We start from the raw sequence: 25,492 nt of genomic DNA, 5'->3' as shown, positions 1-25,492 counted from the left end.
TCAAGATGAAGAAAAAGTTTTCATTTCTTTTAGTGCTATTATTGGCACTAGCAACTTTCCTAGCTGCTTGCGGCGGTAACAACGGTAACAACGGCAACAATGCAGCAAATAACGGAAACAACGCTAACTCTGGAAATAACGGCGGCGAGGAAGAGCCTGCTGCAGAAGAGAGAGCGCAAGTACTTAACCTGCTAGAAGGATCTGAGATCCCATCAATGGATGCAGCTCTAGCAACTGACGCTGTTTCATTCAACGTAATGAACCAGGTGTACGAAGGCCTTTATCGTTTAGGTGAAAATGATGCAGCGGTGCTTGGTATGGCAGCTGAAGAGCCTACAGTCTCTGAAGATGGAAAAACATACACTTTCAAAATCCGTGACGCTGTTTGGTCCAATGGAGATGCTGTAACAGCAAACGACTTTGAATTTGCTTGGAAAAAAGCTTTGAATCCTGATACTGCTGCTGAGTATGCATACATCATGTATGACCTTAAAAATGCAGAAGCAGTTAACGCCGGCGATCTTCCTTTGGATGAGCTTGGTGTTAAAGCAATTGACGAAAAAACTCTTGAAGTTCAGTTGGAAACAGCTGTACCTTACTTCAAAGAATTGCTTTCTTTCGCAACTTTCTACCCGCAAAATGAAGCATACGTAACTGAGCAAGGCGATCAATACGGATTAGAAGCTAATACTTCTATCTACAATGGTCCTTTCGTTATGAGTGACTGGAAACATGAGCAAAGCTTCCAGGTTAAGAAAAACCCTGATTACTGGGAAGCTGATGCAGTACAGCTTGAAGAAATCAACTGGAACATTGTTAAAGACACTGCTACAGGTGTAAACCTTTATGAAACTGAGAAAGCGGATATCGCAGGACTTTCTGCTGAATTCGTTGACCAATATTCAAATGACGAAAACTTCAAAACACGTTCAGCTACTTCAGTATTCTTCCTTCGTTTTAACCAAGGAAATGAAACTCTAGCTAACGTTAATGCACGTAAAGCAATCGACATGGCTTGGGATAAGCAAGGTATGGTTGACGTTCTTCTTAACAACGGATCTATCCCTGCGTACTTCCTAGTACCACAAGAATTCGTTTACGGTCCTGATGGAACTGATTTCCGTGAAGCTAACGGCAACTTCAATGAAACTAACGTAGAAGCTGCTAAAGAAGCATGGGCTAAAGCTAAAGAAGAAGTAGGATTCGAAGAAGTTTCTCTTGAACTATTGAACTATGATTCTGAAAGCTCTAGAAAAATCGGTGAATACTTGAAAGAACAGTTGGAGACTAACCTTGAAGGTTTGACTGTAACTATCTCTCAACAGCCTTTCGCTCAAAAACTTGATCTGGAAACTGCAGGCGACTATGACTTCTCATTCGCTGGCTGGGGCCCGGATTATCCAGATCCAATGACATTTGTTGACATGTTCGTAACGGATGGCGCTCATAACCAAATGGGCTACTCTAACCCTGAGTATGACCAATTGATTGAAGATGCTAAGACTACATTGCTTGGTGACCCAGAAGCTCGTTGGGAAGCAATGCTTAAAGCAGAACAAATCTTGTTCGAAGATGCTGCGATTTCTCCAATGTACCAAAGAGGAAGTGCTTACCTAGAGCGCCCTTATGTACAAGGAATCCTTCGTCACGCTTTCGGTGCTGACAATTCTTACAAATGGGCACACATTGAGTAACATATAATCGCTCAATGAGACAAACTTTCAAAAGGAGAGTGTATGCATTGGCATATGCTCTCCTTTTTCCCTGATTACCTGAAAGAAATTGTAATTTAAGAAATAGATTGAAAATTTGTCGAAATAAGATATAATATGTAAGGTAGCCAAAAAAAATAAAAAGAAAAAGGGGGGCTAAAGAGTGATCAAATACACTTTAAAGAGACTAGCTTATATGTTTTTAACATTAATCATCATCGCAACAGCCACGTTCTTCCTGATGAAGCTCCTTCCTGGATCGCCGCTTTCAAACCAAGAAAAGCTGACACCGGAACAGCAGGAAATCATCCTGGAAAAATACGGTTTGAATGATCCTCTCCCAGTACAATACGTAACTTATATGACAAACTTAGCACAAGGTGATTTAGGTTTGTCATTCCAATACGACAACCGCCCGGTTACACAAATTATCGGTCAGCGTATTGGTCCTTCCGCACAACTTGGATTCCAAGCAATCGTACTAGGAACAATTGTTGGATTAGCTTTAGGAATTATTGCCGCACTTAGGCATAATTCATGGGTAGATTACGGTGCAACTACTTTGGCCGTACTCGGTATCTCGATTCCTGCCTTCGTTTTCGCAGGCCTATTGCAATATTGGGTCGGTGTAGAACTTGGCTGGCTGCCAGTAGCATTATGGGGAGGATTTGAATACACCATACTGCCTACACTCGCATTGACTGTTGGGGTCGTGGCTACGATTGCCCGTTTTATGCGTACCGAAATGCTGGAGGTTCTTGGCTCAGACTACATTCTTCTGGCCAAAGCTAAAGGTATCACAAAAACAGCGACAGTTTTAAAGCATGGAGTCAGAAATGCAATGATTCCAATTATCACAATTTTGGGGCCAATGACAGTTGGTATCATGACAGGTACGCTTGTAATCGAGCAGATCTTTGCTGTGCCAGGTCTTGGATTCCAATTCGTCAACTCAATCAACACAAGTGACTATACAGTAATCATGGGTGTAACTTTATTCTATAGTGCCTTGTTCATTGGAGTAATCTTCCTTGTGGACATCCTGTATGGAATAATTGACCCTCGTATTCGTCTGGCTGGAGGGAAGAAATAATGGATACTAACAATAGAAAAGACCTAGAAAACATTAACCCTGACCTTTTCCAACCACGACAAGCAAATGAGTCTGAATCAGAAGTCATAGGAAGACCCAGCCTCAGCTTTTGGCACGATGCATGGCTGCGCCTTTTCAAAAATAAAGGTGCTATAATTGGGTTAATTATTATGATCGTCATAATCCTTATGGCTATAGTAGGGCCTAATATGACTGAAATGTCTTATAAAGATCAAAATATCCGTCATGCTAAGCTGCCTCCTAAAATTGAAGCCCTTTCATGGTCTTCGTGGTTTGATGGAATTGATAAGAATGGAAACAATGTTTATGAACAGCGTCAAGTTGAGAAGAGTTACTGGTTCGGTACAGATGATTTGGGACGTGACATTTGGACCAGGACTTGGCAGGGCACACGTATTTCCTTATACATCGGAGTCCTTGCTGCCGTTATCGACTTAATTATTGGTATCGCGTATGGTGGAATCTCCGGTTACTATGGCGGCCGAGTAGATGATTTCATGCAGCGTATCATTGAGATACTAGTAGGAATTCCAAATCTGATTGTTGTAATCCTGTTTATCCTTTTATTTGAGCCAGGATTATTTACGATAACTATGGCGATGGTTATAACCGGTTGGACTGGTATGGCCCGGATAGTCCGTGGACAGATCCTGCAGTTGAAAAATCAGGAGTTCGTCCTGGCTTCCCGTACATTGGGTGCAACAAGCAACAGATTGATATGGAAACACCTGCTTCCTAACGTAATGGGACCTGTTATCATTACAACAATGTTCACAGTCCCTGGTGCAATCTTTACTGAAGCATTTCTGAGCTTTATCGGATTGGGTATCGCTGCACCTCAAGCATCTCTTGGTTCACTAGTAAATGACGGATACAGATCGATTCAATCATATCCGCATATGATGTTGATTCCTTCTGTCGTTATCTCACTAATTATTTTGAGCTTTAACTTGCTTGCTGACGGATTGCGTGATGCGCTCGATCCTAAGATGCGTAAATAGTGGAAGGAGTAGAAAATATGAATAGAGTATTAGACGTTAAAGATTTACAAGTCTCCTTCACGACTTACGGGGGAGAAGTTAAAGCCGTCCGCGGTGTGGATTTTCACTTGGATAAAGGTGAAACATTGGCAATCGTGGGTGAATCAGGTTCTGGTAAATCAGTTACAACAAAAGCCATCATGAAACTTTTGCCTCATCCTGCAGGATTCATCAAGAGTGGAGAAATTAATTTCGAAGGCAGAGATTTAGCAAAAATTAAAGAAAAAGATATGCAAAAAATCCGCGGAAAAGACATTTCAATGATTTTCCAGGATCCGATGACATCTCTTAATCCTACAATGACAGTTGGCAAGCAGATCATGGAGCCGTTGTTGAAGCATCAGAACATGAGTAAGTCCGATGCTAAAAAACGTACGATTGAATTATTAAAGCTTGTTGGACTGCCGAATCCTGAAGGCCGTTTCAAGCAGTACCCTCATCAATTTTCAGGCGGACAGAGACAGCGTGTTGTAATTGCTATCGCGCTTGCTTGTAACCCGAAAATTCTTATCGCTGATGAGCCGACTACTGCATTGGATGTGACCATTCAGGCGCAGATCCTTGAATTGATGAAAGATCTGCAAAATAAAATTGATACATCAATCATCTTCATCACCCATGACCTTGGCGTCGTGGCAAACGTGGCAGACAGGGTAGCTGTTATGTACGGTGGACAAATTGTTGAATCGGGTACAGTGGATGAGATTTTCTATGATCCAAGACATCCTTACACTTGGGGACTTGTAGCATCCATGCCGACACTGGACACAGAAACAGGGCAGCAGCTTCAGGCGATACCTGGTACTCCTCCTGATTTAATGAACCCTCCTAAAGGGGATGCGTTTGCTCTTAGAAGTGAGTATGCTCTGAAGATTGATTTCGAACAAGAACCACCGACTTATAAAGTGTCTGATACACACTTCGTCAAATCTTGGTTGCTGCATCCGAATGCTCCTAAAGTTGAGCCGCCGGAAGCTGTTAAAGTAAGACAGCGTACAATGCCTTCCAACTATGATGAGCCGGTATTATTTGAGGAGGTTCGTTCATAATGGCTGAAAAATTACTTGAAATCAGAAATCTAAAGCAATACTTTAATCCTGGGAAACCTAATATGGTTAAGGCAGTTGATGATATCTCTTTTGATATTTATAAAGGAGAAACATTAGGGCTGGTTGGTGAGTCTGGATGTGGTAAATCCACAACAGGAAGAACAATTATCCGCCTTTATGATGCAACTGATGGACAGGTTTTATTTGAAGGTGAAGATGTCCATGGTAAAAAATCGCGTAAAGAGCTTAAAAAGTTCAACCGCAAAATGCAAATGATTTTCCAAGATCCATACGCGTCTCTAAACCCTCGTATGAAGGTGGCGGATCTGATTGCAGAAGGAATTGATATACACGGATTGGCTGCTTCTTCAGAAGAGAGATTGAAAAAAGTTCATGACCTTTTGGAGACAGTCGGCTTGAATAAGGAACATGCCAACCGTTATCCGCATGAGTTCTCCGGCGGTCAGCGCCAGCGTTTGGGAATTGCCAGAGCTCTTGCCGTTGATCCTGATTTCATCATCGCGGATGAACCGATTTCTGCTTTGGATGTATCAATCCAAGCCCAGGTCGTTAACCTGATGAAGGAGCTTCAGAAAGAAAAAGGATTGACGTACTTGTTTATTGCTCATGACCTTTCAATGGTTAAGTATATCAGTGACAGAATCGGAGTTATGTACTATGGTAAGCTTGTAGAACTTGCTCCTAGTGATGCTTTGTATAAGAACCCGCTTCACCCTTATACCCAATCACTTCTCTCTGCGATTCCATTGCCGGATCCAGACTATGAGCGTTCTCGTAAGCGTAAAACCTACGACCCTGCAGTTCATAACTATACAGAAGATGACCAATTAGAACTTCGTGAAGTTGCTCCTGGACACTTCATCTATTGTTCTGAGAAGGAATTCGCTCAATATAAAGCACAATATAAAAACTAACACTCATAAGACCTCAGTATATTCTGAGGTCTTTTTTAGTTTTTCCCCTCATTAATACTGCTAAACTCTGCTAAACTCTGTTAAAATCATTTCCCTGGAAATTTCGACAATTTCCTAATTAAAATCCTTCCATTTTATGTACTTCCATTGTTAAAATAGGGTATAGAACATAAGAATAGAAGAAAAACATTTCTTATAGAATAATTGTCTAAGAGGAGAGGTTAATATTGAATTTCAGAAATGTACTGACTGCTGTTGGAATTTCAGCACTTTGTCTCCTTCCGGTCAATACTGCGGGCGCTGAAGAGGCACAGGACTCAAAAGTTCTAGAACATCACACATTGGATTTGAGTTTGAAAGAAAAGGTAATCCCTCAGCAGCTATCTCGTTTTTTTTATGACACTGGCTTGGAATTTACATATCCGGATGCTGTAAGAGGAATCTATGTGACGGGTCATTCAGCTGGCGGAAGCAGGTTTGAGAGCTTGATTGACTTAATGAATAAAACGGATTTGAATTCCATGGTAATCGATATTAAGGATGATTGGGGAAATATCACGTACCAAGATGACCAATCTCAGTACAAAGACATTGGCAAGTCCTATATTAAAGATCCCAGAGCAATGCTTGAAAGATTGGAAGAAGAAGAGATTTATCCTATTGCACGTGTAGTTGTGTTCAAGGACTCTGTGTTGTCTAAGGCTAAACCTGAGTTGTCGTACTTAGAGGGTAATGAGGTATGGGCAAATGGAAGCGGAGAATCTTTCGTTAATCCTTTCTTAAAGGAAGTATGGGATTACAACGTAGGCATTGCCATTGAAGCTGCAAAAATGGGTTTTCAAGAGATCCAATTTGACTATGTTCGTTTTCCCGAAGGATTTGAAAAGAGAGATACAGAATTAAAATATAGTATGGGTGAATACGCTGAGATGGATGAAGATAACGTTCAAAAAAGAGTTCATGCTGTTACGGACTTTGTTGCCTATGCCAAAGAACAGCTGAAACCATATGATGTTGATGTATCTGTGGATATATTCGGCTATACGGCAACATTGCCAGAAGCACCGGGAATCGGCCAGAACTTTACAAAGATTTCAGAGCACGTTGATGTCATCTCATCCATGATTTATCCAAGTCATTGGACTTCTTACTTTGGAATAGCAAAACCTGACCTCGAACCGTATAATTTAATTGCTGAATATGCCAAGCTGGAAAACAAGAAATTAGGTGAGTTAGAAAACCCTCCTGTTTCCCGTCCATGGCTGCAGGATTTCACAGCTTCATGGCTGGGCTCAGGAAATTATAAGCAGTATGGTAAAGCTGAAGTGGAAGCACAAATTAAAGCTCTTCAAGATCAGGGTATTAATGAATATCTACTTTGGAATGCGGGTAACAGCTACACGGAAAGTGCTGATTTTACACCTTAAACCATTAAGACAGCAGGAAGTCCTGCTGTCTTTCTTCGTATTCAAAACAGCTATTGAAGTTACAGGAAGTTGGCTTGCTTCATTGTAAAAAAGGTACAGTATATAACGAAGAGAAGTATCAAAGGTGTTATATGATGGGAAGGAAAAGCAGTACTTGAGGCAATGCTTCTCATTTGACTTTTGTTCTCACTACGATACAATTAAATTGGTAAGAATACCGCTTAACATCCACTTTTATCCACCTACGCTTTCGTAACTTCTTGGAAGCACTCTAATATCCCAAAAAACAATTAAGGACATGACTTAGCTGCTGTTGTTTATTAACTTTAAGGGCATAGTATGTATGATTCTAGTATGAAATTATATGGCGAAAATAGTTGACTTAATTGAAAACAAAGGAGTAGATCAATGCATTGGTATGAGAAGTTAAATCAATATTTCCCCGTAGAAGAAATGAAATCCAAGGAACACATGGAAACCCTGTTGAAAGAGCGCAGTGACATTTATCATAAGGATGAAGATGATCTTCATGTTTTGATGTATGCAGAGCTGGAAAAATTCATCTTTATTGATTATCTGTTTGTCTCTTCCAAAGCCAGAGGGCAGGGTTTGGGACATAAGTTGATCGAGAAGCTGAAACAGAAAGGCAAGGCGATCATTTTAGAAGTGGAACCAGTTGATTATGATGATACTGATACTGAAAAACGGTTGAAATTCTATAAAAGAGAAGGATTTGAACACGCTTCGAGCATTGGTTACCGCCGCAGGTCTCTTGCGACGAATGAAATTAATGAGATGGAGATCCTTTATTGGGCACCCGGCAATGAATCAGAGGAACTGGTATATGAGTCCATGGTAAAAACCTATGAACTGATTCATACCTATAAAGACACTAAATTTTATGGAGCTTCTTACCAGCCGGCTGAAGAAGTATTGAATATTGAAGACGATAGAAATAGGGATATACTGAAAGATATTTAAATGATTTTGGCCTTATTGTTCATAACAATAAGGTTTTTCGTATCTGCAGCAGTTTTTTAGAGAGCTGGAAATCTTGCAATAAATTTTTTGCTATGCATATCGCCAACCACTACCTTTACGCATAGCTCTTTTCGTAAACTTTGTTGCTATTTTTTATGAACTTCGTTAGAAATCCTTTACCAAAATATTCTGGTGAGCAAGAAGAAAAGAGCTGCTCCACAGTTTAGAGAGAAAAAACCTAATATCTGCGGGAAATCCTGTCATTGGGAGTTTCCTGAAATAAAAAATGAGTAAACCTCCTTTTATAGACTTTTTCTAAAAAATTATTACATTAGAATGTGAATTCGCCTTCACCCCAATTGCCGTAGGAGGATCTTCGCTGCAGGCGTACGATCTCCTGCGGGACTAGCGGGACAGGTGAGACCCCCAATCTAGTTCCAGCGCCTAGCCCCTCGGGGTCAAATAACCTCAAGAGAATAAAAGGAAAGATCGCCTTTTATTCTCTTGAGAACATTTGCCTGTCGGGGCTGACCTAGGCGCTTCCACTTCATATACAGGCGCAGCCGAGGAGGCTCACCGCCCGCCCCGCGGAGTCGTGCGCCTGAAGCGGAAATCCATTAGTACTCAAAAACCACAATCTTTGCCAAAACAGCCTTACGCAAACAAAGAAAAATAATCTTTTTCGTTTTTATGGTTTATATGTTTCAATAACGGGTATTTGTTAAGTAACACGATTTATTTGTTTAACTTTTGTATTAAAAGTTGACAATTTATTTAAAACTATATTCAACCAAATGTTTTTCATGTATAATACATAATAGAGATTTCTTCTTTAAACTAATTATTAAATGAGAAAGTTAATTAGGGAAAACTCTACTTGTGAATAAAAGTCTTAATAATATAAGGGAGTGTGAATGGTTCATGGTAACTTTGTTCACTTCACCTAGTTGTACATCCTGCCGGAAGGCGAAAGCTTGGTTAGAAGATCATGAAATTCCATATAAAGAGAGAAATGTATTCTCAGAACCATTGAGTATTGACGAGATTAAAGAAATTTTAAGAATGACTGAAGATGGTACGGATGAAATCATCTCTACACGATCTAAGACATTCCAAAAATTGAATGTTGAACTTGACGCTCTGCCTTTGCAGAACCTTTTCGAATTGATTCAGCAAAATCCTGGATTGCTCCGCAGACCGATCATCATGGATGAAAAGAGACTTCAAGTAGGATATAACGAAGATGAAATCCGTCGTTTCCTGCCTCGAAAAGTGCGTACCTTCCAATTGCTTGAAGCTCAACGCATGGTCAACTAATATATCAACCCATCTCCTTCATGCTCATGCATGGAGGTTTTTTTTATTCAGGGTAATTAAAGGTTTTAAACTGCTATTCTAAGGATATTCATTAATATAGGCAGAAACTAAAAACTTGAATTCTCAGTGTGTATGAGCTAAAATAACCAAAACACTGGAATGTATATTAGTATCTCTTGGAGTGAAAAATAGGCACATTTTTAATTCCATTTCTATATGTTTTATCATAAAATAGGAGTACAAGGTATAAACTAACTCAACATTCATTAGTCAGAAGCTTCTTTTATGGAAAGCTTTGCGGTAGATAGTCCATTATTTCTGCCGGAGAATAAGGAAAAGCGGTTTCTATATAAGAACAAGTATCATAGTGAACAGCCTACATCAATTATCAGAGCTAATGCTCAGGGGTGCAGTCCCTTCACCAACATTGAACAGAAGGGAGAGGTGTTTGATGGAGATAGAACGTATAAATGATAACACTGTAAAGTTTTATATTTCATATGGCGATATAGAAGAAAGAGGCTTTGACCGGGAAGAAATATGGTACAACCGGGAACGGAGCGAAGAATTATTTTGGGAAATGATGGATGAAGTTCACCAGGAAGAGAACTTTACTATAGAAGGTCCCTTATGGATTCAGGTACAAGCTCTTGATAAAGGACTTGAAGTCCTGGTGACAAGAGCCCAGGTCACTAAGGATGGACAGAAATTTGAACTGCCGATTCCTGAGGATAAGATCAAGGATCTCCCTGTAGATGAACGGATAGAAGACTTCCTGGATCAGCACTTCCAGATGAAGCAGGATCAGACCGAAGATGAAGGAGCATTGGAATTCACTATAAAATTTAAGGATTTCGAAGATGTTATCTCTTTATCACATAAAATGATCACTACAGATTATGAACATTTATCCACCAAATTGTTTTCCTTTGAAGGGACATATTACATCCATATTGAATTTTCTGATGAGCACTTTACAGAAGATGAAATCGATAATGTGTTAAGTATCATGCTTGAGTACGGAAATGAATCCACCCTCACAGTACATCGATTGAACGAGTATGGAACAACGGTCATGAATGAGAATGTCTTCCATACGGTTACTAAACATTTCAGTTAATTTTACAGACAATGCGCATTCTCATTTGAGGATGCGTTTTCTTACTATTAGCAGCTTTGATTGAGGCCATTTCATTTGTTTTTCTAACTAAATCTATAATCCTTTTAATTAATATTAATTTAAATTATTATAAAAAGGAATATAACCCTCCTGCACCGAAGAGTATGATTACAGGAGGTGACTAAATGCTGACCGCATTAAATAAACAACAGCAGTTGATTACATTAATCCGATATTCCGATGAAGAGGTGGCAGGTTTAAAGGGCAGTAAGTTCTATTGTCCTGTATGTCTGGCCCCCTTAATCATCAAAGCTGGCAAGATTAAGATACCCCATTTTGCACATGTCTCTAACATAGGCTGTAAAGGCAGCGGTGAACCAGAGACTGCTATTCATCTTAGAGGTAAAAAACTTCTTTTTCATCACTTTTCTTCATTAATCCCAACTGTTGAGCTGGAACATTATCTGCCGTCTGTCCAGCAGAGACCGGATGTTTATATCTTATTGAAGGATAAAAGGTATTCTGTTGAATTTCAATGTGCTGCTATCAGCATTGATGATTTTCTGGCCAGAACAATAGGCTATCAAAATGAGGGTATTGAACCAGTGTGGATCCTGGGCAGCAGAATTGATCAGAAAGGGATAGGTCCAAGAATTTCACTTACACATTCTCAGCAGCTCTTTATCCGATACAGTCCCCATGCCGGCTACTGGCTCTCCTACTTCGATACGGAGAATGAAAAGATGCACTTTTATTACAACCTTCATCCTCATTCCGCAAAACTCTTTTCTTCTGAAACATTTACTCTTACTCTCAATTCTGTTCCTTTTCCTTTTAAGCTTCCTTTAAAGATGAACAACCCTCCTAATAAGTACTTTAAAGCTTCAAATGATTCCTGGATAAAAAATAAACTCATGTATAATAACGGAGTAAATGACCGGTTTTTAAAAGCCCTTTATTTAAACGGCGACCATTTATTGAGCTTACCTGATTATATCGGCATTCCAACAGAACATATGCTTCTTTTCAAAAGCCACCCAATCGAGTGGCAGTACTTTATTTGGTATGATGGATTAAAAAAGAAGCCAGCAGGTTCCAGTGTCTCCTTCGCCGAAATATTTAACAGTCATCAAAAGAGAATAAGCACAGGTTTCATTCAATGCAGGATTCTCCCTCTTGTGAAGAAAGACCTGCTAGTGGAAGCACTGAAAGAATACTTAATGATTCTTCTCAAAAGAGACATAATAAAGGAGGTGAAATCTGAAGTATATTATGTAACAGGAAAGCATACTTAATAAAGTTAAAGGGTTTTTATTGATTTCATATTGAAAACATCCAATTCTTGCAGGATTTTCTTTTTTATTGGAGAATGTAAGAAGGAAAGATTAATTCGTATAACGAAAGAATGGAGGATACATATGACAAATGAAACAGCTGTAAAAAGTCTTCCGAACCGCAAGGATATCAAGGAAGAATTAACATGGAGACTTGAAGATATTTTTGCTGATGATAATGTGTGGGAAAAAGAGTACAAAGAGGTGCAGGAATTAATAAAAAGTGCCGGTGACTTTAAAGGTACGCTATCTGAAAGTGCTGAACACCTCTATAAAGCGTTGAAATTTCAGGATGAAGTTTCCGAGAGAATGGGAAAGCTGTATGCCTATTCTCACATGAGATATGATCAGGATACGACCAATTCCTATTATCAGGGGCTTGATGACCGAGCGAAAACTTTATATACTCAGCTTTCTAGTTCATTTGCATATCTTGTGCCGGAAATCCTTGCAATTGATGAAGACAGGCTGAGCAGCTTCCTGGAGGAAAACAAAGATCTTCATCTTTACAAGCATGCTCTTGAAGAAATCAACCTTCAGCGTCCCCATATTTTATCAGCAGAGCAAGAGGCACTCCTTGCGCAGGCGTCTGAAGTGCTGGGCGCATCAGCGAATACATTCGGAATGCTGAATAATGCAGACATGGAATTTCCGTCAATCACAGATGAAAATGGTGAAGAGGTTGAGATTACACACGGCCGCTATATCCGCTTCCTCGAAAGTGATGACCGCCGCGTAAGGGAAGAGGCATTCAAGGCTGTTTATAAAACCTATGGAAAGTTCCAGAATACTTTCTCAAGCACATTAAGCGGTACAGTGAAAAAAGATAACTTCAGCGCAGACGTAAGAAACTATGATTCTGCCCGCCATGCTGCACTGTCTGCGAATAACATCCCTGAAACGGTTTACGAAAATCTTGTTAAAACCGTAAATGATAATCTGCACCTTCTTCATCGTTATATCAAGCTGAGGAAAAAGGTACTGGGGCTGGAAAAGCTTCACATGTATGACTTATACACCCCGCTGGTTAAGGAAGTAAAAATGGAAATTCCTTACGAAGAAGCAAAGAACATGATACTAAATGGCCTTACTCCGCTTGGAGAAGAATACATGAACGTACTGAAAGACGGTTTTGAAAACCGCTGGGTAGATGTTGTAGAGAACAAAGGAAAGAGGAGCGGGGCCTATTCTTCAGGAACATATGGCACGAATCCTTATATCCTTATGAACTGGCAGGACAACGTCAATAATCTGTTCACGCTTGCACATGAGTTCGGACATAGTGTGCATAGTTATTACACGAGGAAGGCACAGCCTTATCCATACGGCAATTATTCAATCTTTGTTGCTGAGGTGGCGTCTACTTGTAATGAAGCGCTATTAAATAATTATCTAGTGAATAATATTGATGATGAGAAAAAACGTTTATACCTTCTAAATCACTACCTGGAAGGTTTCAGAGGCACTGTTTTCCGTCAGACAATGTTTGCTGAATTCGAACATATCATCCACAAGAAGGCTCAAGAAGGCGAAGCGCTGACGGCAGAGATGCTTTCAAAGGAATACTATGAATTGAACAAGAAGTATTTCGGGGAAGAAGACATTGAGATTGATGAAGAAATCGGTCTTGAATGGGCACGTATCCCGCACTTCTATTACAATTATTATGTGTATCAGTATGCGACAGGCTTCAGTGCGGCGACTGCATTGAGCAAACAGATTTTGGAGGAAGGACAGCCGGCAGTTGAAAGATACATTGAATTCCTTAAGTCCGGAAGTTCAGATTATCCGATAGAAGTATTGAAAAAAGCTGGAGTGGACATGACTGTTTCACAGCCAATCGAAGAAGCGATGAAGGTATTTGAAGAAAACCTGAATGAAATGGAAAAGATGCTTTCTTAAGCGTTTTGTTCACCAGACAAAACTAAAAGGCAGCCATGATTATTACATCATGGCTGCCTTTTCTGATCTTTTAAATTCATAGTGCTGCAAAGACTGCTTTGGTTGATTGAAAGCTGTATCTTATTAATAGGTAGTTTAAAGAAAAAATCAAACTGGGTTTCAGAAGCAATCAGAATCCTCTGAATCTTTTTCGATTATTAATATACTGCATTAGCAGCAGGAGCGATAGGAAGAGCAATGGAGAGGTCACATAAATGGGGTAAAGATACATTAACCCAAAAATATTTAGAATGAATGACAGGAGTATAAACGAGATTAATAAGATGAACTTGAGATTGGGTCTCATAATAATGAGCCTCCTTAAAAGAATATCTATAAATTATATGAGGAACATCGCTGAAAATACATGCTGTCTTCACTGAATATCTGAAAAATACTGAGTGGATGTACGTACAGCTTTCTCATAATTCTACTTAAACCTGAGTTTACTTGGCTATGAGAGCTTAATTTTGGGCTCTTTTCGTAACAGGAATAGAAAAGAGCTGTTCTCCCCGATTAGAAGGTAATACCTCAGTATCCAGGGGGAATAATCCAGCCCTTGGGATTTTCCGAAAGCAAGAATGTATGCGAAAAGAGCCTTTTTCTTAAGCGCCTTTCACAAAGAATATGGCTCCTTTAAAGGAAATGTATATCTCTCCAGCTTCACGGCTCGAAGGAGCAGGTCACAGGAGACCGATTGACCGCTGTCCCAATCCTCAGGCGTAAAGCACGTGAGAAATAAACTATATGACAATATTGTGAAATAATAAACAAACAACTTGCACATACAAGTTCCCTCATGCTATATTAAGTACAAGAAGTTGATCACAACAAACATATACCCCTTTGTTTGACCGTGAAAAATTTCTCCCATCCCCTTTGTTTGTATTAGAAAACCCGTTGTCCTCGGACAACGGGTTTTCTTTTTATTCTTATTTTAATATATCTTATTAGAGGATATCTCCATTATTACAATCAAGAAGAGAGATATCTCCAGAACGTACCGTGTTTGACAGATACTTTCTCAACTTTCTTTTGGAGAATCCACTTCTTCATATTCTTTTCAACTTGAAGCATGCTCATGTCATATACCACTGAAATTTCTTTAGTGGCAACCATTTGGTAGTATTCTAGAAAATGTTCCAAAGGCGGCAGAGGCTGCGGTTCCGGAATACTGGAAAGCATTTCTTCCAATATTTGAACATACACCTCGAAGGAGTACATTCCGGTCACTTTTATTCCTTCATCTTCAATGTTTTCATTAAAAAAGACAAGGGTCGGTATTTCTTCAACATCCATTTCAGCTGTAATTCTTAAATCGCATTGAAGGGCTTTAGCAGCTGATTCAGAATGGATGTCGCTCTGGAATTCCTTTAAGTCAAGCTTGCTGTTAGAGGCTATTTCGGTCAGCACTTCAAGATTGGATACATCTTGTTTTCCAAGAAAAAGAGTTTCCTGCAGTTTTCTGAAAAAACGGATACCTGCATGCCTTCCTTGCAATTCTGCAGCCTTAATGGCGATGGAAGCCAAATATGGAGAATCGATAGGGTTCTCATACCATAGATTACCGTCGCAGGACATTCCAGACCGGCTTGCGGTCTTTTCCCATTGGGTTGCGATGTTTTCCTGCTTCTTTTTATTGGACAAATTCAGAGAGGTCAATTTTCCGCTCAAAACATTCTTGATCCTGAAATACTGTCCATATTGAATCTGCAGCTTTTTAAGAATAGGTTCCAATGCCCAGCACTCGGGGCATAGAGGGTCGATGAACATATATATTTCTAAAGGCTTTTTATCAGGCTTGCATCCTTGAATGGTTTTATTATTATTCAGGCTGCTCAATTTTCTTCACCTTGCAGGTTGTCTGATGAGTTCACCATATGCCTGGCTGTCAGTACAAGCCTGGAAAAGAATTCTTCTCGGAATTGACCCTCAAGACCGATTTCATCCATGGACTCACTCATGCACTTCAACCATGCTTTTGCTCTTGTTGGCGTTATTTCAAAAGGTAAATGTCTTGCGCGCATCATTGGATGGCCGTGTTCTTCAGTATATAAAGGTGGTCCGCCCAAATACTGGGTAAGGAACTGCTTTTGTTTTCTGGCAGTTTCAGACAGGTCGTTTGGAAATATCGGAATTAAATCAGGATGGTTCCCCACTCTTGCATAAAAAGCATCTACAAGCATTGAGAGCTTTTCTTCGCCAATTGTTTCATACGGCGTCTTATGTTTCTCCATAAGTAGACTCCTTTTTGCATTGATTGTTTGTTTTATTTTAGCAATCGCTGAAAAATATCTCAAACAAATAGCATTCATCATACTCAATTTCAATTAGTATCTGCCAATGCAGGCGTAACATTCCGGTGAGGATTATGTTTTCTGCCATGGCGCAGCAAGAGTGCTTGAACAGAAATGAAAAGGATAATTATGAATTAAGCACTAAAAAAGCTCACATGGACTGTGAGCGGCTGAAGAATTCATTTGTTTAGGCATATTGCTCCCGGAGAAATCCCAAGAGCCGGATTTTTCCCTCGTTTATAGCTCTCGTTTTCGAATTTTATAAGAAATAGTAATTAAGCTTACGAAAAGAGCCATTATTTAAGAATAAAATCTTTCAGATACTTTTTGTACATACTGCATCGTTTCTTTAAAAGGGGGGATCCCATTATACTTATCGACGTTTCCTGGGCCGGCATTGTAAGCTGCAAGCGCCATTTCAAGGCTGCCGTTATATTTGTCCATCATTTGCCGAAGATATTTAGTACCCGCAAATACATTTTGTTCGGGGTCGAAAATGTCTGTTACTCCTAGTCCGCGGGCAGTGGCAGGCATGAGCTGCATTAAACCGGAAGCACCAGCATGGCTGACAGCATCAGGGTTGAAGCCAGACTCCTGGCTGATAACGGATGAAATTAATTTAACAGGCAGGTTGTACTTTTGGGCTGCCCTGCTGATAATTTGTTGAACCGAACTGTCAGGAGCCTTGCTTGACGAAACGGATGCTGCATTTGAGACATAAGATGCTGCATTTTTAGTAGCAAGACTATTTCCATTTGATAATAGGGGGATCATTTGGCTGACAGAGCCAAGTTTTGAAAGCTGAGGATGATTCGATTGGCTCACAAGGGTTTCGGTAAGCAATTGCTGAAACAAGGAAGAGCCGGTGCCTGTTACCGGCTGATCAGATTTTGAATTTGAATTGAGCCCCTGCAATGCTTGTAATTCCATCATCGTTTTTAACGCTTGCACGTTCATTGCTGTATGTCTCCTTTATAAGAACCGTTTATTAGTCTGTTTTTACAGTTCTTAAAAATCTTTTTATTTTATTATCGGCATGGCGAATTGGAATGTTCATGGTCTTAAGAAAATCGAGGAATATTACCTGTCCGGATTCTCTCTCCTTCACTTCATATTCTAACTCAAAATCTTCATTGTTTAAATAAAAACTGTAATCGAGCACCATTAATCCATCTTTATAAAGTGATTCCGCCCTGTTGGTAGAAAGAGTTCCGAAATGGCGGAATTTTTTTGTCTCAATGCCCAATTTTTGGAGTGCTGATTCTACCTCTCCTGGTGGAAGAGAGCCTTCAGCCAGCATCTTCTTGGTCTCCTCCTCCGTCACGGCCTGGTTAGTTTCGAGTAACCCCTCATCAGCAGGTTGTTTCAAAGTAAATTCAAATTTTTCATTCTTTTCTCTGATGCGGAGAGCACACTGCTTCTCCCTCAAATCATTAGCAGGGGTATCAAAGTAATGATTTTTTTGCAGGGTGAAGTCTTTATCTGTAAAGGAGAAATGTTCCTTAATGCAGTTAAATTCTCCTTGAGTGAGCATGTTTTTAAATTCTATTTCAAGTTCTTCCGGCATAGCACTCTTCCTTTCCAAGGTTAATGTGATATTTTTCTCTTCAATCAAAGGATTTCTGCTTCCTTATACATTATCTCCTTCTCTCCGGCTTACTTCAATCTTTAGATAGTTGAGGGGATAGTGTGTTAAAATAGGAGGCATAAAGCAGTGAAAGGAGCACCACACTTCATATGAGAAAAAATATATATTTAACGAAAGCTGAACTTCTTGAAGATTCATTAATATTACATAGCAGCGAAAAATCCAGTGAACAAAATTTACAGCCTGCCGGTCAGGTAATTGTTGACTCAGAAAATTATTCATTCGTGTATTTGGCGGAATCTCACGATGATTATGTACTGCTTCACATTCAAGAAGGGTGCTGGCCCGCATTGAAGGAAGGGATCAAGCAGAATATCAAAGTAGTTGCAGACCTTGGGGAGACAAACTTCGAATTAGAAGGGCTTCACCATGAACTGGCCTTCCTGATTGAAAACATAGAAGGCAACAGCAACTATGGAGATGAGATGGTTAAAAAAGTAGAATCGATTTTTTTAGAAAAAGCGGAGTAGGTTAGAACATAAGCGATGACGTATCTAACTTCCTAAGCTGAAAGAACCTTTCTAAAAGACTTTGATCAATAGCTTTTAACTTACCTGATAAGCCATCGTAAGAAGAGGTGAACGTTGTGAATCATTGGGAACAATTTTTGGGACCGTATAAACAGGCTGTAGATGAACTGAAGATCAAACTAAAAGGAATGAGAGGACTATACGAACTTGAGCGGGAGCATTCTCCGATCGAGTTTGTCACCGGAAGGGTCAAGCCTATTGCGAGTATATTGGATAAAGCGAACCAAAAAGGAATTCCGCTGGATAAACTGGGAACAGAGATGCAGGATATTGCAGGCATCCGGTTAATGTGCCAATTTGTGGAGGATATCCATGCTGTTGTAAACTTACTGAGGGCGAGAAATGATTTTCACATAGTGGAAGAAAGGGATTACATATCACATAAAAAACCGAGTGGATACCGCTCTTACCATGTTGTGATTGAGTATCCTGTCCAGACCGTTCATGAGGAGAAAATCATCCTCGCTGAAATACAGATAAGGACCCTGGCCATGAATTTTTGGGCTACAATCGAGCATTCGCTTAATTATAAATACCGCGGCCAATTTCCTGAAGAAATCAGAACCAGATTGATGAGAGCTGCGGAGGCGGCATTCAGACTTGATGAAGAAATGTCCCTCATCAGGGAAGAAATCCAGGAAGCTCAAAGGTTCTTCTCAAACAAGAAAGATCAGGATGAAAAAAGCCGGAAACCCAAAGGCCCGTAAGTTTTGGTCTTGCGGGAGAGGGAAAAGAAACTAAAAAAGGGTGTATCCTATATGAAATTTGCCATCACTTCTAAAGGAGATTCAAAGTCAAATACACTTATGCATAAGATGCGTACATATCTTCAGGACTTTGAGTTGGTTTATGATGAAGAGGAACCGGATATTGTCATTTCAGTTGGCGGAGACGGAACACTGCTGTATGCATTTCACCGCTATAGTTCAAGGCTTGATAAGACCGCTTTTGTTGGAGTGCATACAGGCCACCTTGGATTCTACGCAGACTGGGTCCCTGAGGAAATAGAAAAGCTTGTCATCGCCATAGCGAAGACGCCTTACCAGATTATTGAATATCCCTTGTTGGAAACGATCATCCGTTATCAAAATGGCGGAAAGGAAACAAGATATCTTGGGTTGAACGAATCAACGGTTAAAAGTGTGGAAGGAACACTTGTCATGGATGTTGAAATCCGAGGCCAGCATTTTGAACGGTTCAGGGGAGACGGCCTCTGCCTTTCCACCCCATCGGGCAGTACCGCTTACAATAAAGCACTAGCAGGAGCGATACTGCATCCATCCATTCCTGCCATACAGCTTGCAGAAATGGCATCCATCAACAACCGGGTTTTCAGAACAATCGGATCCCCTTTAATTCTGCCGGCACATCATACATGTATGCTTAAACCGGTCAGAGTACCGGATTTCATGATTACGATCGATCATTTAACGCTGCTTCACAAAGATGTGAAATCGATTCAGTACAGGGTTGCTGATGAAAAAATTCGTTTTGCGAGATTCAGGCCGTTTCCTTTTTGGAAAAGAGTCAGAGATTCCTTCATCGCTGATGATTGATATATTCTAATCATGTACAGAATGGAATGGAACATCCCAAAGAGCGAATCAGATAAAGATATCAAAACGTTTTTGAATGAGAAGAACATTTCAAAGCGTATGCTGACAGACATCAAATATGCTGGTGGAAAGATCATGGTGAATCAAAAGGAAGTCACTGTCCGCTATGTCCTTCAGCAAGAGGACCATCTGCTGATCGTTTTTCCTCCTGAACCTAAAAGCTCAGCTTTAGTGCCGGAAAACCTTCAGTTGGATATCATTTTTGAGGACAAAGATGTCCTGGTTGTCAATAAACCCTCAGGCATGAGCACAATTCCTTCCAGGGAGCATCCTGAGGGAAGCCTTGCTAATGGCATTCACGGATATTATCTGAGGCATGACATAGATACTGCCATTCACATTGTGACCAGGCTTGACAGGGACACCTCGGGGCTGGTCTTGGTTGCCAAGCATAGGCATGTCCATCATTTGATGAGTCTTCAGCAGAAGAAGCGGGAGATTAAGAGATCATACCAGGCATTGGGCCAAGGAGTTTTTGCAGTAAAGGAAGGAACGGTAGATGAACCTATTGGAAGAAAAGAAACGTCAATTATTGAAAGGGAAGTAAGGAAGGACGGGAAACCTGCGGTTACTCACTACAGTGTCATTAATCAGTATGCCGGTTTTGCACACCTCCGACTTGACCTGGAGACTGGGAGGACGCATCAGATCCGGGTCCATATGTCTTATTCGGGGCATCCGCTGCTTGGTGACACTTTATATGGAGGAAATACAACGGAAATTCGAAGGCAGGCCCTTCATTGTTTTTCCCTTTCATTTCTTCATCCAATGACAAATGATCCGCTTCATTTTGAAGTCCCGCTGCCTGAAGATATGAAAAGGCTTCTCAGAGAAACTTAAAAACAGCCGGCTGCCTGTACAGCCGGCTGTTTATTTAGAGGTGGATGACAGGTATGAGATAGTGCCTGCATTCTTTGTGGGCACTTTTCTAAGTGACTGAGGTAAAAGAATTTCCTGCTTTTATTTATCAGGATTTACATCCCGGAATTTTTCTGCCACAAAAGGCATCCTTGACTTAACACTTTCTGTTGTCATCTCAGGGTATGAAAGCGCGGACAGTTTTCCGCCGAATACGGCACCGGTATCAATATTATACGTCCGGTTAATGTTTCTTACTTCTGAAAAGGGTGTGTGGCCATACACAATATAGGCTTCTCCTTTGTAATTGAATGCCCAGTCCCTTCTGACAGGGGTACCGTCGTCATTTGTTTCCCCGGTAATGTCTCCATAGAGAACAAAGGTCTTCACTCTCTTACTCTGCTTGCCAATGAGCTCCTCCGTAATCCCGGCATGGGCAATGATTAAGTTTCCTGAATCCAGCTGCTGGTAGAGGGGGGAATTTTCATAAAGCTCAATGAACATCTTCTTGTATCTCTTCATTTCTATTTCCGAAAGCCGGCCTAATTCTTCGACGGTAGTCTCAAGTCCGTGAAGAATCTTGACTTTGTTACCAAGGAAATAACGATACAATTTGTTGCAGTGATTTCCTGGAACGTAGTAAGCCAGTTCGTTTGTAACCAGCTTCCAAACGGTTTCAATTACTTTTAGGGATTTCGGGCCGCGGTCTGTTAAATCTCCGACAAAACCCAGCAGCCTTCCCTCAGGGTGGATTGGGATTCCAAAATCCCAACGGTATCCAAGTTTGTCTGTCAGCTCCTTGAATTCATCGAAACACCCGTGAATATCACCGATAATATCGATTTTCATAAGTCCTCTCCTTTCTGATGAAACAAAAATTATTAATATTTTTAATTCAGCGAATAATCTTTTGGGGGCGACATTTTTTTTAGAATTTGCTAGTATAATTAGGACTGCTGCCGTAACCCTTTAAGAATTCACAGTACAGAAGTACTAAAAGAGATGTGAGTGAGACTTCTCTTATAATAATTCTCTTATCAAACATTTTTAAACAGCTCTTTTCTTTATTTATACCTTTCAGCCTGCTCGTAAATAAAAGAATAATCGCATCCTGAATGAAAAGTAATTGGAACGTATGCTGAAGTTTTATTTTTTTAAAATTAATACTTTTTTAACTGAATCATAGAATCGAAAATTTATAAAAAAACACACTAAAAGGATGGAAACCGCAAGAAGGAGGGTATGCCGATGGCTGCAGAAAACCAAGATAACCGAGAAGTCCAGCTTGATGAAGAGTACTTGACCTCTGCCCTTCAAAATGAAGAATTGGAAAACTTTCGCGAAGAATTCAATTCGCTTCACTCGTATGACCGGGCTAAATTCTTTGAAAGAACAGATGATGTTCTGCGATTAAAAATGTATCAATATTTATCTCCTGAAGAAATGGCTGAGTTATTTGAAAGCCTTGATAATGATGAAACAGAATATCAAGAGATACTTGCCGAAATGAATCCGGCTTATGCTGCGGACATGCTGTCTAATATGTATGCTGATGATGCTGTTGATGTTCTGAATGAATTGGATAAAGACCAAGTGGCAAGTTACCTGACCATCATGGACCAGGAATCCGCTCAGGAGATCAAAGAGCTTCTTCACTATGAGGAATATACAGCAGGAAGTATCATGACCACCGAGTTTGTAGCCATTTCCGCCAACCAGACGGTTCGTTCCGCAATGACCATTTTAAAGAATGAAGCTCCTAACGCTGAAACTATCTATTATATCTTTGTTGTTGACGAAACAAAGAGGCTGGCCGGGGTCATTTCCCTGAGGGACTTGATCATCAGTGACGATGATGTAATGATTGCCGAAATCATGAGTGACCGGGTTGTATCTGTTTCTGTTGGTGAAGACCAGGAGGCGGTTGCCAGGACGATGAGAGACTATAACTTCCTTGCGCTGCCTGTTGTGGATTTCCAGCAGCACCTTTTGGGAATCATAACAGTCGATGACATCATTGACGTCATTGATGAAGAAGCTTCTGATGACTATTCAAAGCTTGCAGGTATATCGGATGTTGACTCAGTGGACCGCAGCCCATTCACTGCAGCTAAGAAGCGGCTTCCATGGTTAATTGCGTTGTTATTCCTGGGCATGTTCACGGCGAGTTTGATAGGAAGATTTGAAGAAACCCTTGATAAGGTAGCCATATTGGCTGTATTTATTCCTTTAATAGCAGGTATGGCAGGAAATACAGGGACACAGGCACTCGCAGTGGCGGTAAGAGGAATTGCTACAGGAGATTTGGAAGAAGAAAGCAAATGGAAGCTGGTTATCCGTGAAGCCGGAACAGGGGTGATAACTGGAACTGTTTGTGGAATAGTTGTCATGATTACTGTATACGTATGGAAAGGGCAATTATTTTTAGGGTTTCTTGTAGGTGTATCCATCATGGTCTCCTTGATTGTTGCAACTTTGGCAGGATCGCTCGTTCCGCTCCTGATGCACAAACTAAAGGTAGATCCTGCAGTGGCTTCCGGTCCGTTTATCACAACTATAAATGATATTATCAGTATCATGATCTATTTTGGCATGGCCACACTATTCATGAACTATTTAGTATAGAAGAGGGGGAGAAGGGTATGGAACATGGTGCATCAGTAGCATCACTTGTTATTGTAATTCTTGCAGCATTTATTACACCGATATTGCTTCATAGACTAAAGCTTAACTTTATTCCGGTAGTAATTGCTGAAATCATTGTCGGCCTGATTATTGGAAGGAGCGGTTTTGACCTCGTTCACCAGGACATGTGGCTGGAGACTCTGTCCACTCTTGGTTTTATTTTTCTGATGTTTCTAAGTGGATTGGAAATTGATTTTACTGCTTTTTCCAGTAATGGAAAGAAGAAACAGATCCTTCCAAACGGAAAGCCTGAACCGAATAGACTCAAGGTATCAATGTTAATCTTTGCAGGAATCTTTTTTGTTTCATTGGGATTATCTTATATGTTTGTTTTGGCGGGCTTAATTGATAATGCATTCTTAATGACACTAATCATCTCAACAATTTCTCTTGGCGTGGTCGTTCCTACGTTAAAAGAAGCCCACATCATGAAAAGCAACATCGGACAGATCATCCTGCTGGTTGCGGTTATCGCGGATTTGGTGACGATGATCCTGCTTGCAGTATTTGTGTCACTTTACGGGGAAGGCCATGGAAACATGTGGCTTCTGCTGCTGTTATTCGGAGCAGGGGTACTGCTGTACTTCCTGGCTAAACGATACAAAAATAATGCTCTAATGAAGACACTCTCAACCGGTACGACTCAAATCGGTACGAGAGCCATATTTACACTGATCATTTTACTAGTCGCTGTCTCAGAATCCGTTGGTGCCGAAAATATCCTCGGTGCGTTCTTGGCAGGAGTGCTGGTATCGCTTCTTTCTCCTAATCAGGAAATGGTTCACAGGCTCGATTCCTTCGGTTATGGATTCCTGATTCCGATTTTCTTTGTCATGGTTGGAGTTGAATTGGAATTATGGTCCTTGTTGAGCGATCCTAAAATGCTCATATTGATTCCGTTGCTGATGCTGGCATTCTTATTGTCTAAACTTCTGCCGGTCTTCCTTTTAAGGAAATGGTATGATAACAAAACGACGATTGCTTCAGCATTCCTGTTGACATCAACCTTATCACTAGTCATCGCTGCAGCAAAAATTGCTGAGCGAATGGGAATCATTACAGCACAAATGAGCGGTACGTTGATATTGGTTGCTGTTATTACTTGTCTAGTGACACCGATTGTATTTAAGAAGCTTTTCCCTAAAGAAGCGAGTGAGGAAAAGCAAATAAAAGTATCCTTCCTGGGAGCCAACCAAATGACGCTTCCAGTGTCCAGGGAGTTAAAATCATCTCTATATGTGCCTGTTTTGTATCATACAAAGCAGGAAAAATCGAACAGAAGCATATCTGACTCTTTGTTCGAAATCAATGAAATAGAGAATTTCAGCTTGAAAACGATTGAGGAACATAAAGTTTTTGAAACGGATATCATTGTCATTTCCACAGGTGATGAAGAACAAAATGCTACACTTGCGATAGCAGCGAAAGAATACGGTATCGAACGTGTAATCGTTCGAGTGGAAAGTCCTGATCTTGAGGAAATGCTGAGAGAGAACGAAATAGAGGTATTTTCGGTCATGCTTTCTACGAAGGCGCTGCTGAAAGCTCTTATTGAGTCTCCTTCCGTAATGAATATCTTTACGAACCAGGAAACATCACTTTATGAAATCAAAATGATGAACATCCAGTTTGAAGGGATGACATTGAGGGAATTTCCTTTTACCGGGGACGTCATCTTTGTACGTATATTCAGAGGAAAAGATTCAATCGTCCCGCATGGAGATACAGAACTGCACATGAATGATCGATTGATCGTCACAGGCTCCAAAGAATATGTTGATGAACTGAAACGTGAATTGGAATTCTGTGAGTATTGCTGATTAAGTTTAGTCGTATAGTGTGGGTGCCTTCCCAGCCTGCTTGAAAAAAGGGTACTGGTACACTAAGT

Annotated in this window: 22 protein-coding genes; 17 read left to right on the top strand and 5 right to left on the bottom strand. The window is 40.4% G+C overall.

Annotated features, from left to right (window positions below; translation table 11 throughout):
- Window positions 1-5 precede the first annotated feature (5 nt).
- The 11 genes from FZC79_RS03035 to pepF all read left to right on the top strand — a co-directional run bounded on the left by FZC79_RS03035 (window position 6) and on the right by pepF (window position 13,931).
- Window positions 6-1,694, top strand: coding sequence for a peptide ABC transporter substrate-binding protein (locus FZC79_RS03035; protein WP_148945382.1), 1,689 nt, complete (start codon window positions 6-8; stop codon window positions 1,692-1,694).
- Window positions 1,695-1,875: 181 nt separating this feature from the next.
- Window positions 1,876-2,805, top strand: coding sequence for an oligopeptide ABC transporter permease (gene opp3b, locus FZC79_RS03030; protein WP_148945381.1), 930 nt, complete (start codon window positions 1,876-1,878; stop codon window positions 2,803-2,805).
- Complete coding sequence (gene opp3C, locus FZC79_RS03025) at window positions 2,805-3,827, top strand: oligopeptide ABC transporter permease (protein WP_148945380.1); 1,023 nt, start codon at window positions 2,805-2,807, stop codon at window positions 3,825-3,827. Before opp3b ends, opp3C begins: the two co-directional genes overlap by 1 nt.
- Window positions 3,828-3,844: 17 nt before the next feature.
- Window positions 3,845-4,915: an ABC transporter ATP-binding protein gene (locus FZC79_RS03020; protein ID WP_148945379.1), complete on the top strand. Its 1,071-nt coding sequence runs from the start codon at window positions 3,845-3,847 to the stop codon at window positions 4,913-4,915.
- The gene (locus FZC79_RS03015; RefSeq protein ID WP_148945378.1) at window positions 4,915-5,850 is read left to right on the top strand and encodes an ABC transporter ATP-binding protein; all 936 of its coding nucleotides are present in this window, start codon (window positions 4,915-4,917) and stop codon (window positions 5,848-5,850) included. The genes FZC79_RS03020 and FZC79_RS03015 overlap by 1 nt, the downstream gene beginning before the upstream one ends.
- 227 nt (window positions 5,851-6,077) lie before the next feature.
- On the top strand, window positions 6,078-7,277 hold the full coding sequence (locus FZC79_RS03010) for a putative glycoside hydrolase (RefSeq protein ID WP_252183225.1): 1,200 nt from the start codon (window positions 6,078-6,080) through the stop codon (window positions 7,275-7,277).
- 408 nt (window positions 7,278-7,685) lie between these two features.
- Window positions 7,686-8,258, top strand: coding sequence for a GNAT family N-acetyltransferase (locus tag FZC79_RS03005; protein WP_148945377.1), 573 nt, complete (start codon window positions 7,686-7,688; stop codon window positions 8,256-8,258).
- Between the two features lie 921 nt (window positions 8,259-9,179).
- On the top strand, window positions 9,180-9,575 hold the full coding sequence (spxA, locus tag FZC79_RS03000; protein ID WP_113930503.1) for a transcriptional regulator SpxA: 396 nt from the start codon (window positions 9,180-9,182) through the stop codon (window positions 9,573-9,575).
- A 451-nt stretch (window positions 9,576-10,026) separates the two neighbouring features.
- Window positions 10,027-10,695: an adaptor protein MecA gene (gene mecA, locus FZC79_RS02995; protein WP_148945376.1), complete on the top strand. Its 669-nt coding sequence runs from the start codon at window positions 10,027-10,029 to the stop codon at window positions 10,693-10,695.
- 185 nt (window positions 10,696-10,880) lie between these two features.
- A complete protein-coding gene (locus FZC79_RS02990) occupies window positions 10,881-11,990 on the top strand; it encodes a competence protein CoiA (protein WP_148945375.1) in 1,110 nt (369 codons plus the stop codon).
- 123 nt (window positions 11,991-12,113) lie between these two features.
- Complete coding sequence (gene pepF, locus FZC79_RS02985) at window positions 12,114-13,931, top strand: oligoendopeptidase F (RefSeq protein ID WP_148945374.1); 1,818 nt, start codon at window positions 12,114-12,116, stop codon at window positions 13,929-13,931.
- A 1,014-nt stretch (window positions 13,932-14,945) separates the two neighbouring features.
- On the opposite strand, the gene FZC79_RS02980 is transcribed toward pepF, so the two are convergent.
- From FZC79_RS02980 to FZC79_RS02965, 4 genes are all read right to left on the bottom strand, one after another.
- Window positions 14,946-15,812, bottom strand: coding sequence for a ClpXP adapter SpxH family protein (locus FZC79_RS02980; protein WP_252183224.1), 867 nt, complete (start codon window positions 15,810-15,812; stop codon window positions 14,946-14,948).
- Entirely contained in the window at window positions 15,809-16,207 is a 399-nt protein-coding gene (locus tag FZC79_RS02975; protein WP_187442616.1) for a globin, read from the bottom strand. The genes FZC79_RS02980 and FZC79_RS02975 overlap by 4 nt, the downstream gene beginning before the upstream one ends.
- 360 nt (window positions 16,208-16,567) lie before the next feature.
- Entirely contained in the window at window positions 16,568-17,224 is a 657-nt protein-coding gene (locus FZC79_RS02970) for a lytic transglycosylase domain-containing protein (RefSeq protein ID WP_148945373.1), read from the bottom strand.
- Between the two features lie 31 nt (window positions 17,225-17,255).
- Window positions 17,256-17,882: a CYTH domain-containing protein gene (locus FZC79_RS02965; protein WP_353733597.1), complete on the bottom strand. Its 627-nt coding sequence runs from the start codon at window positions 17,880-17,882 to the stop codon at window positions 17,256-17,258.
- A 122-nt stretch (window positions 17,883-18,004) separates the two neighbouring features.
- Here FZC79_RS02965 and FZC79_RS02960 point away from each other — a divergent pair, with 122 nt between their 5' ends.
- The 4 genes from FZC79_RS02960 (at window position 18,005) to FZC79_RS02945 (ending at window position 20,901) form a co-directional block, all read left to right on the top strand.
- Complete coding sequence (locus FZC79_RS02960; RefSeq protein ID WP_148945372.1) at window positions 18,005-18,385, top strand: hypothetical protein; 381 nt, start codon at window positions 18,005-18,007, stop codon at window positions 18,383-18,385.
- 116 nt (window positions 18,386-18,501) lie between these two features.
- Window positions 18,502-19,152, top strand: a complete 651-nt coding sequence (locus FZC79_RS02955) for a GTP pyrophosphokinase (RefSeq protein WP_148945371.1) — start codon at window positions 18,502-18,504, stop codon at window positions 19,150-19,152.
- 51 nt (window positions 19,153-19,203) lie between these two features.
- Entirely contained in the window at window positions 19,204-20,001 is a 798-nt protein-coding gene (locus tag FZC79_RS02950; RefSeq protein WP_148945370.1) for an NAD kinase, read from the top strand.
- Window positions 20,002-20,013: 12 nt separating this feature from the next.
- Window positions 20,014-20,901, top strand: coding sequence for an RluA family pseudouridine synthase (locus FZC79_RS02945; RefSeq protein WP_148945369.1), 888 nt, complete (start codon window positions 20,014-20,016; stop codon window positions 20,899-20,901).
- A gap of 120 nt (window positions 20,902-21,021) precedes the next feature.
- Here the strand turns inward: FZC79_RS02945 and prpE are convergent, their stop codons facing one another.
- Window positions 21,022-21,768: a bis(5'-nucleosyl)-tetraphosphatase PrpE gene (gene prpE / locus FZC79_RS02940; protein WP_148945368.1), complete on the bottom strand. Its 747-nt coding sequence runs from the start codon at window positions 21,766-21,768 to the stop codon at window positions 21,022-21,024.
- 399 nt (window positions 21,769-22,167) lie between these two features.
- On the opposite strand from prpE, the gene mgtE reads away from it, so the two are divergent.
- Both mgtE and FZC79_RS02930 read left to right on the top strand, forming a co-directional pair.
- On the top strand, window positions 22,168-23,544 hold the full coding sequence (gene mgtE / locus FZC79_RS02935; protein ID WP_148945367.1) for a magnesium transporter: 1,377 nt from the start codon (window positions 22,168-22,170) through the stop codon (window positions 23,542-23,544).
- A gap of 17 nt (window positions 23,545-23,561) precedes the next feature.
- A complete protein-coding gene (locus FZC79_RS02930; RefSeq protein ID WP_148945366.1) occupies window positions 23,562-25,424 on the top strand; it encodes a monovalent cation:proton antiporter family protein in 1,863 nt (620 codons plus the stop codon).
- The last annotated feature ends 68 nt before the right edge of the window (window positions 25,425-25,492 follow it).

Source organism: Rossellomorea vietnamensis, from assembly GCF_008180615.1.
GTDB lineage: Bacteria > Bacillota > Bacilli > Bacillales > Bacillaceae_B > Rossellomorea > Rossellomorea vietnamensis_D.
The sequence above is the reverse complement of the archived record's forward strand: the minus strand, read 5'-3'. Positions and strand labels throughout refer to the sequence as shown.

Coding starts and splice junctions, on each gene's coding strand:
- FZC79_RS03035 (WP_148945382.1), top strand. CDS start 6: ATGAAGAAAAAGTTTTCATTTCTTTTAGTGCTATTATTGGCACTAGCA.
- opp3C (WP_148945380.1), top strand. CDS start 2,805: ATGGATACTAACAATAGAAAAGACCTAGAAAACATTAACCCTGACCTT.
- FZC79_RS03020 (WP_148945379.1), top strand. CDS start 3,845: ATGAATAGAGTATTAGACGTTAAAGATTTACAAGTCTCCTTCACGACT.
- FZC79_RS03015 (WP_148945378.1), top strand. CDS start 4,915: ATGGCTGAAAAATTACTTGAAATCAGAAATCTAAAGCAATACTTTAAT.
- FZC79_RS03005 (WP_148945377.1), top strand. CDS start 7,686: ATGCATTGGTATGAGAAGTTAAATCAATATTTCCCCGTAGAAGAAATG.
- spxA (WP_113930503.1), top strand. CDS start 9,180: ATGGTAACTTTGTTCACTTCACCTAGTTGTACATCCTGCCGGAAGGCG.
- mecA (WP_148945376.1), top strand. CDS start 10,027: ATGGAGATAGAACGTATAAATGATAACACTGTAAAGTTTTATATTTCA.
- FZC79_RS02990 (WP_148945375.1), top strand. CDS start 10,881: ATGCTGACCGCATTAAATAAACAACAGCAGTTGATTACATTAATCCGA.
- pepF (WP_148945374.1), top strand. CDS start 12,114: ATGACAAATGAAACAGCTGTAAAAAGTCTTCCGAACCGCAAGGATATC.
- FZC79_RS02975 (WP_187442616.1), bottom strand. CDS start 16,207: ATGGAGAAACATAAGACGCCGTATGAAACAATTGGCGAAGAAAAGCTC.
- FZC79_RS02970 (WP_148945373.1), bottom strand. CDS start 17,224: ATGAACGTGCAAGCGTTAAAAACGATGATGGAATTACAAGCATTGCAG.
- FZC79_RS02960 (WP_148945372.1), top strand. CDS start 18,005: ATGAGAAAAAATATATATTTAACGAAAGCTGAACTTCTTGAAGATTCA.
- FZC79_RS02950 (WP_148945370.1), top strand. CDS start 19,204: ATGAAATTTGCCATCACTTCTAAAGGAGATTCAAAGTCAAATACACTT.
- FZC79_RS02945 (WP_148945369.1), top strand. CDS start 20,014: ATGTACAGAATGGAATGGAACATCCCAAAGAGCGAATCAGATAAAGAT.
- prpE (WP_148945368.1), bottom strand. CDS start 21,768: ATGAAAATCGATATTATCGGTGATATTCACGGGTGTTTCGATGAATTC.
- mgtE (WP_148945367.1), top strand. CDS start 22,168: ATGGCTGCAGAAAACCAAGATAACCGAGAAGTCCAGCTTGATGAAGAG.
- FZC79_RS02930 (WP_148945366.1), top strand. CDS start 23,562: ATGGAACATGGTGCATCAGTAGCATCACTTGTTATTGTAATTCTTGCA.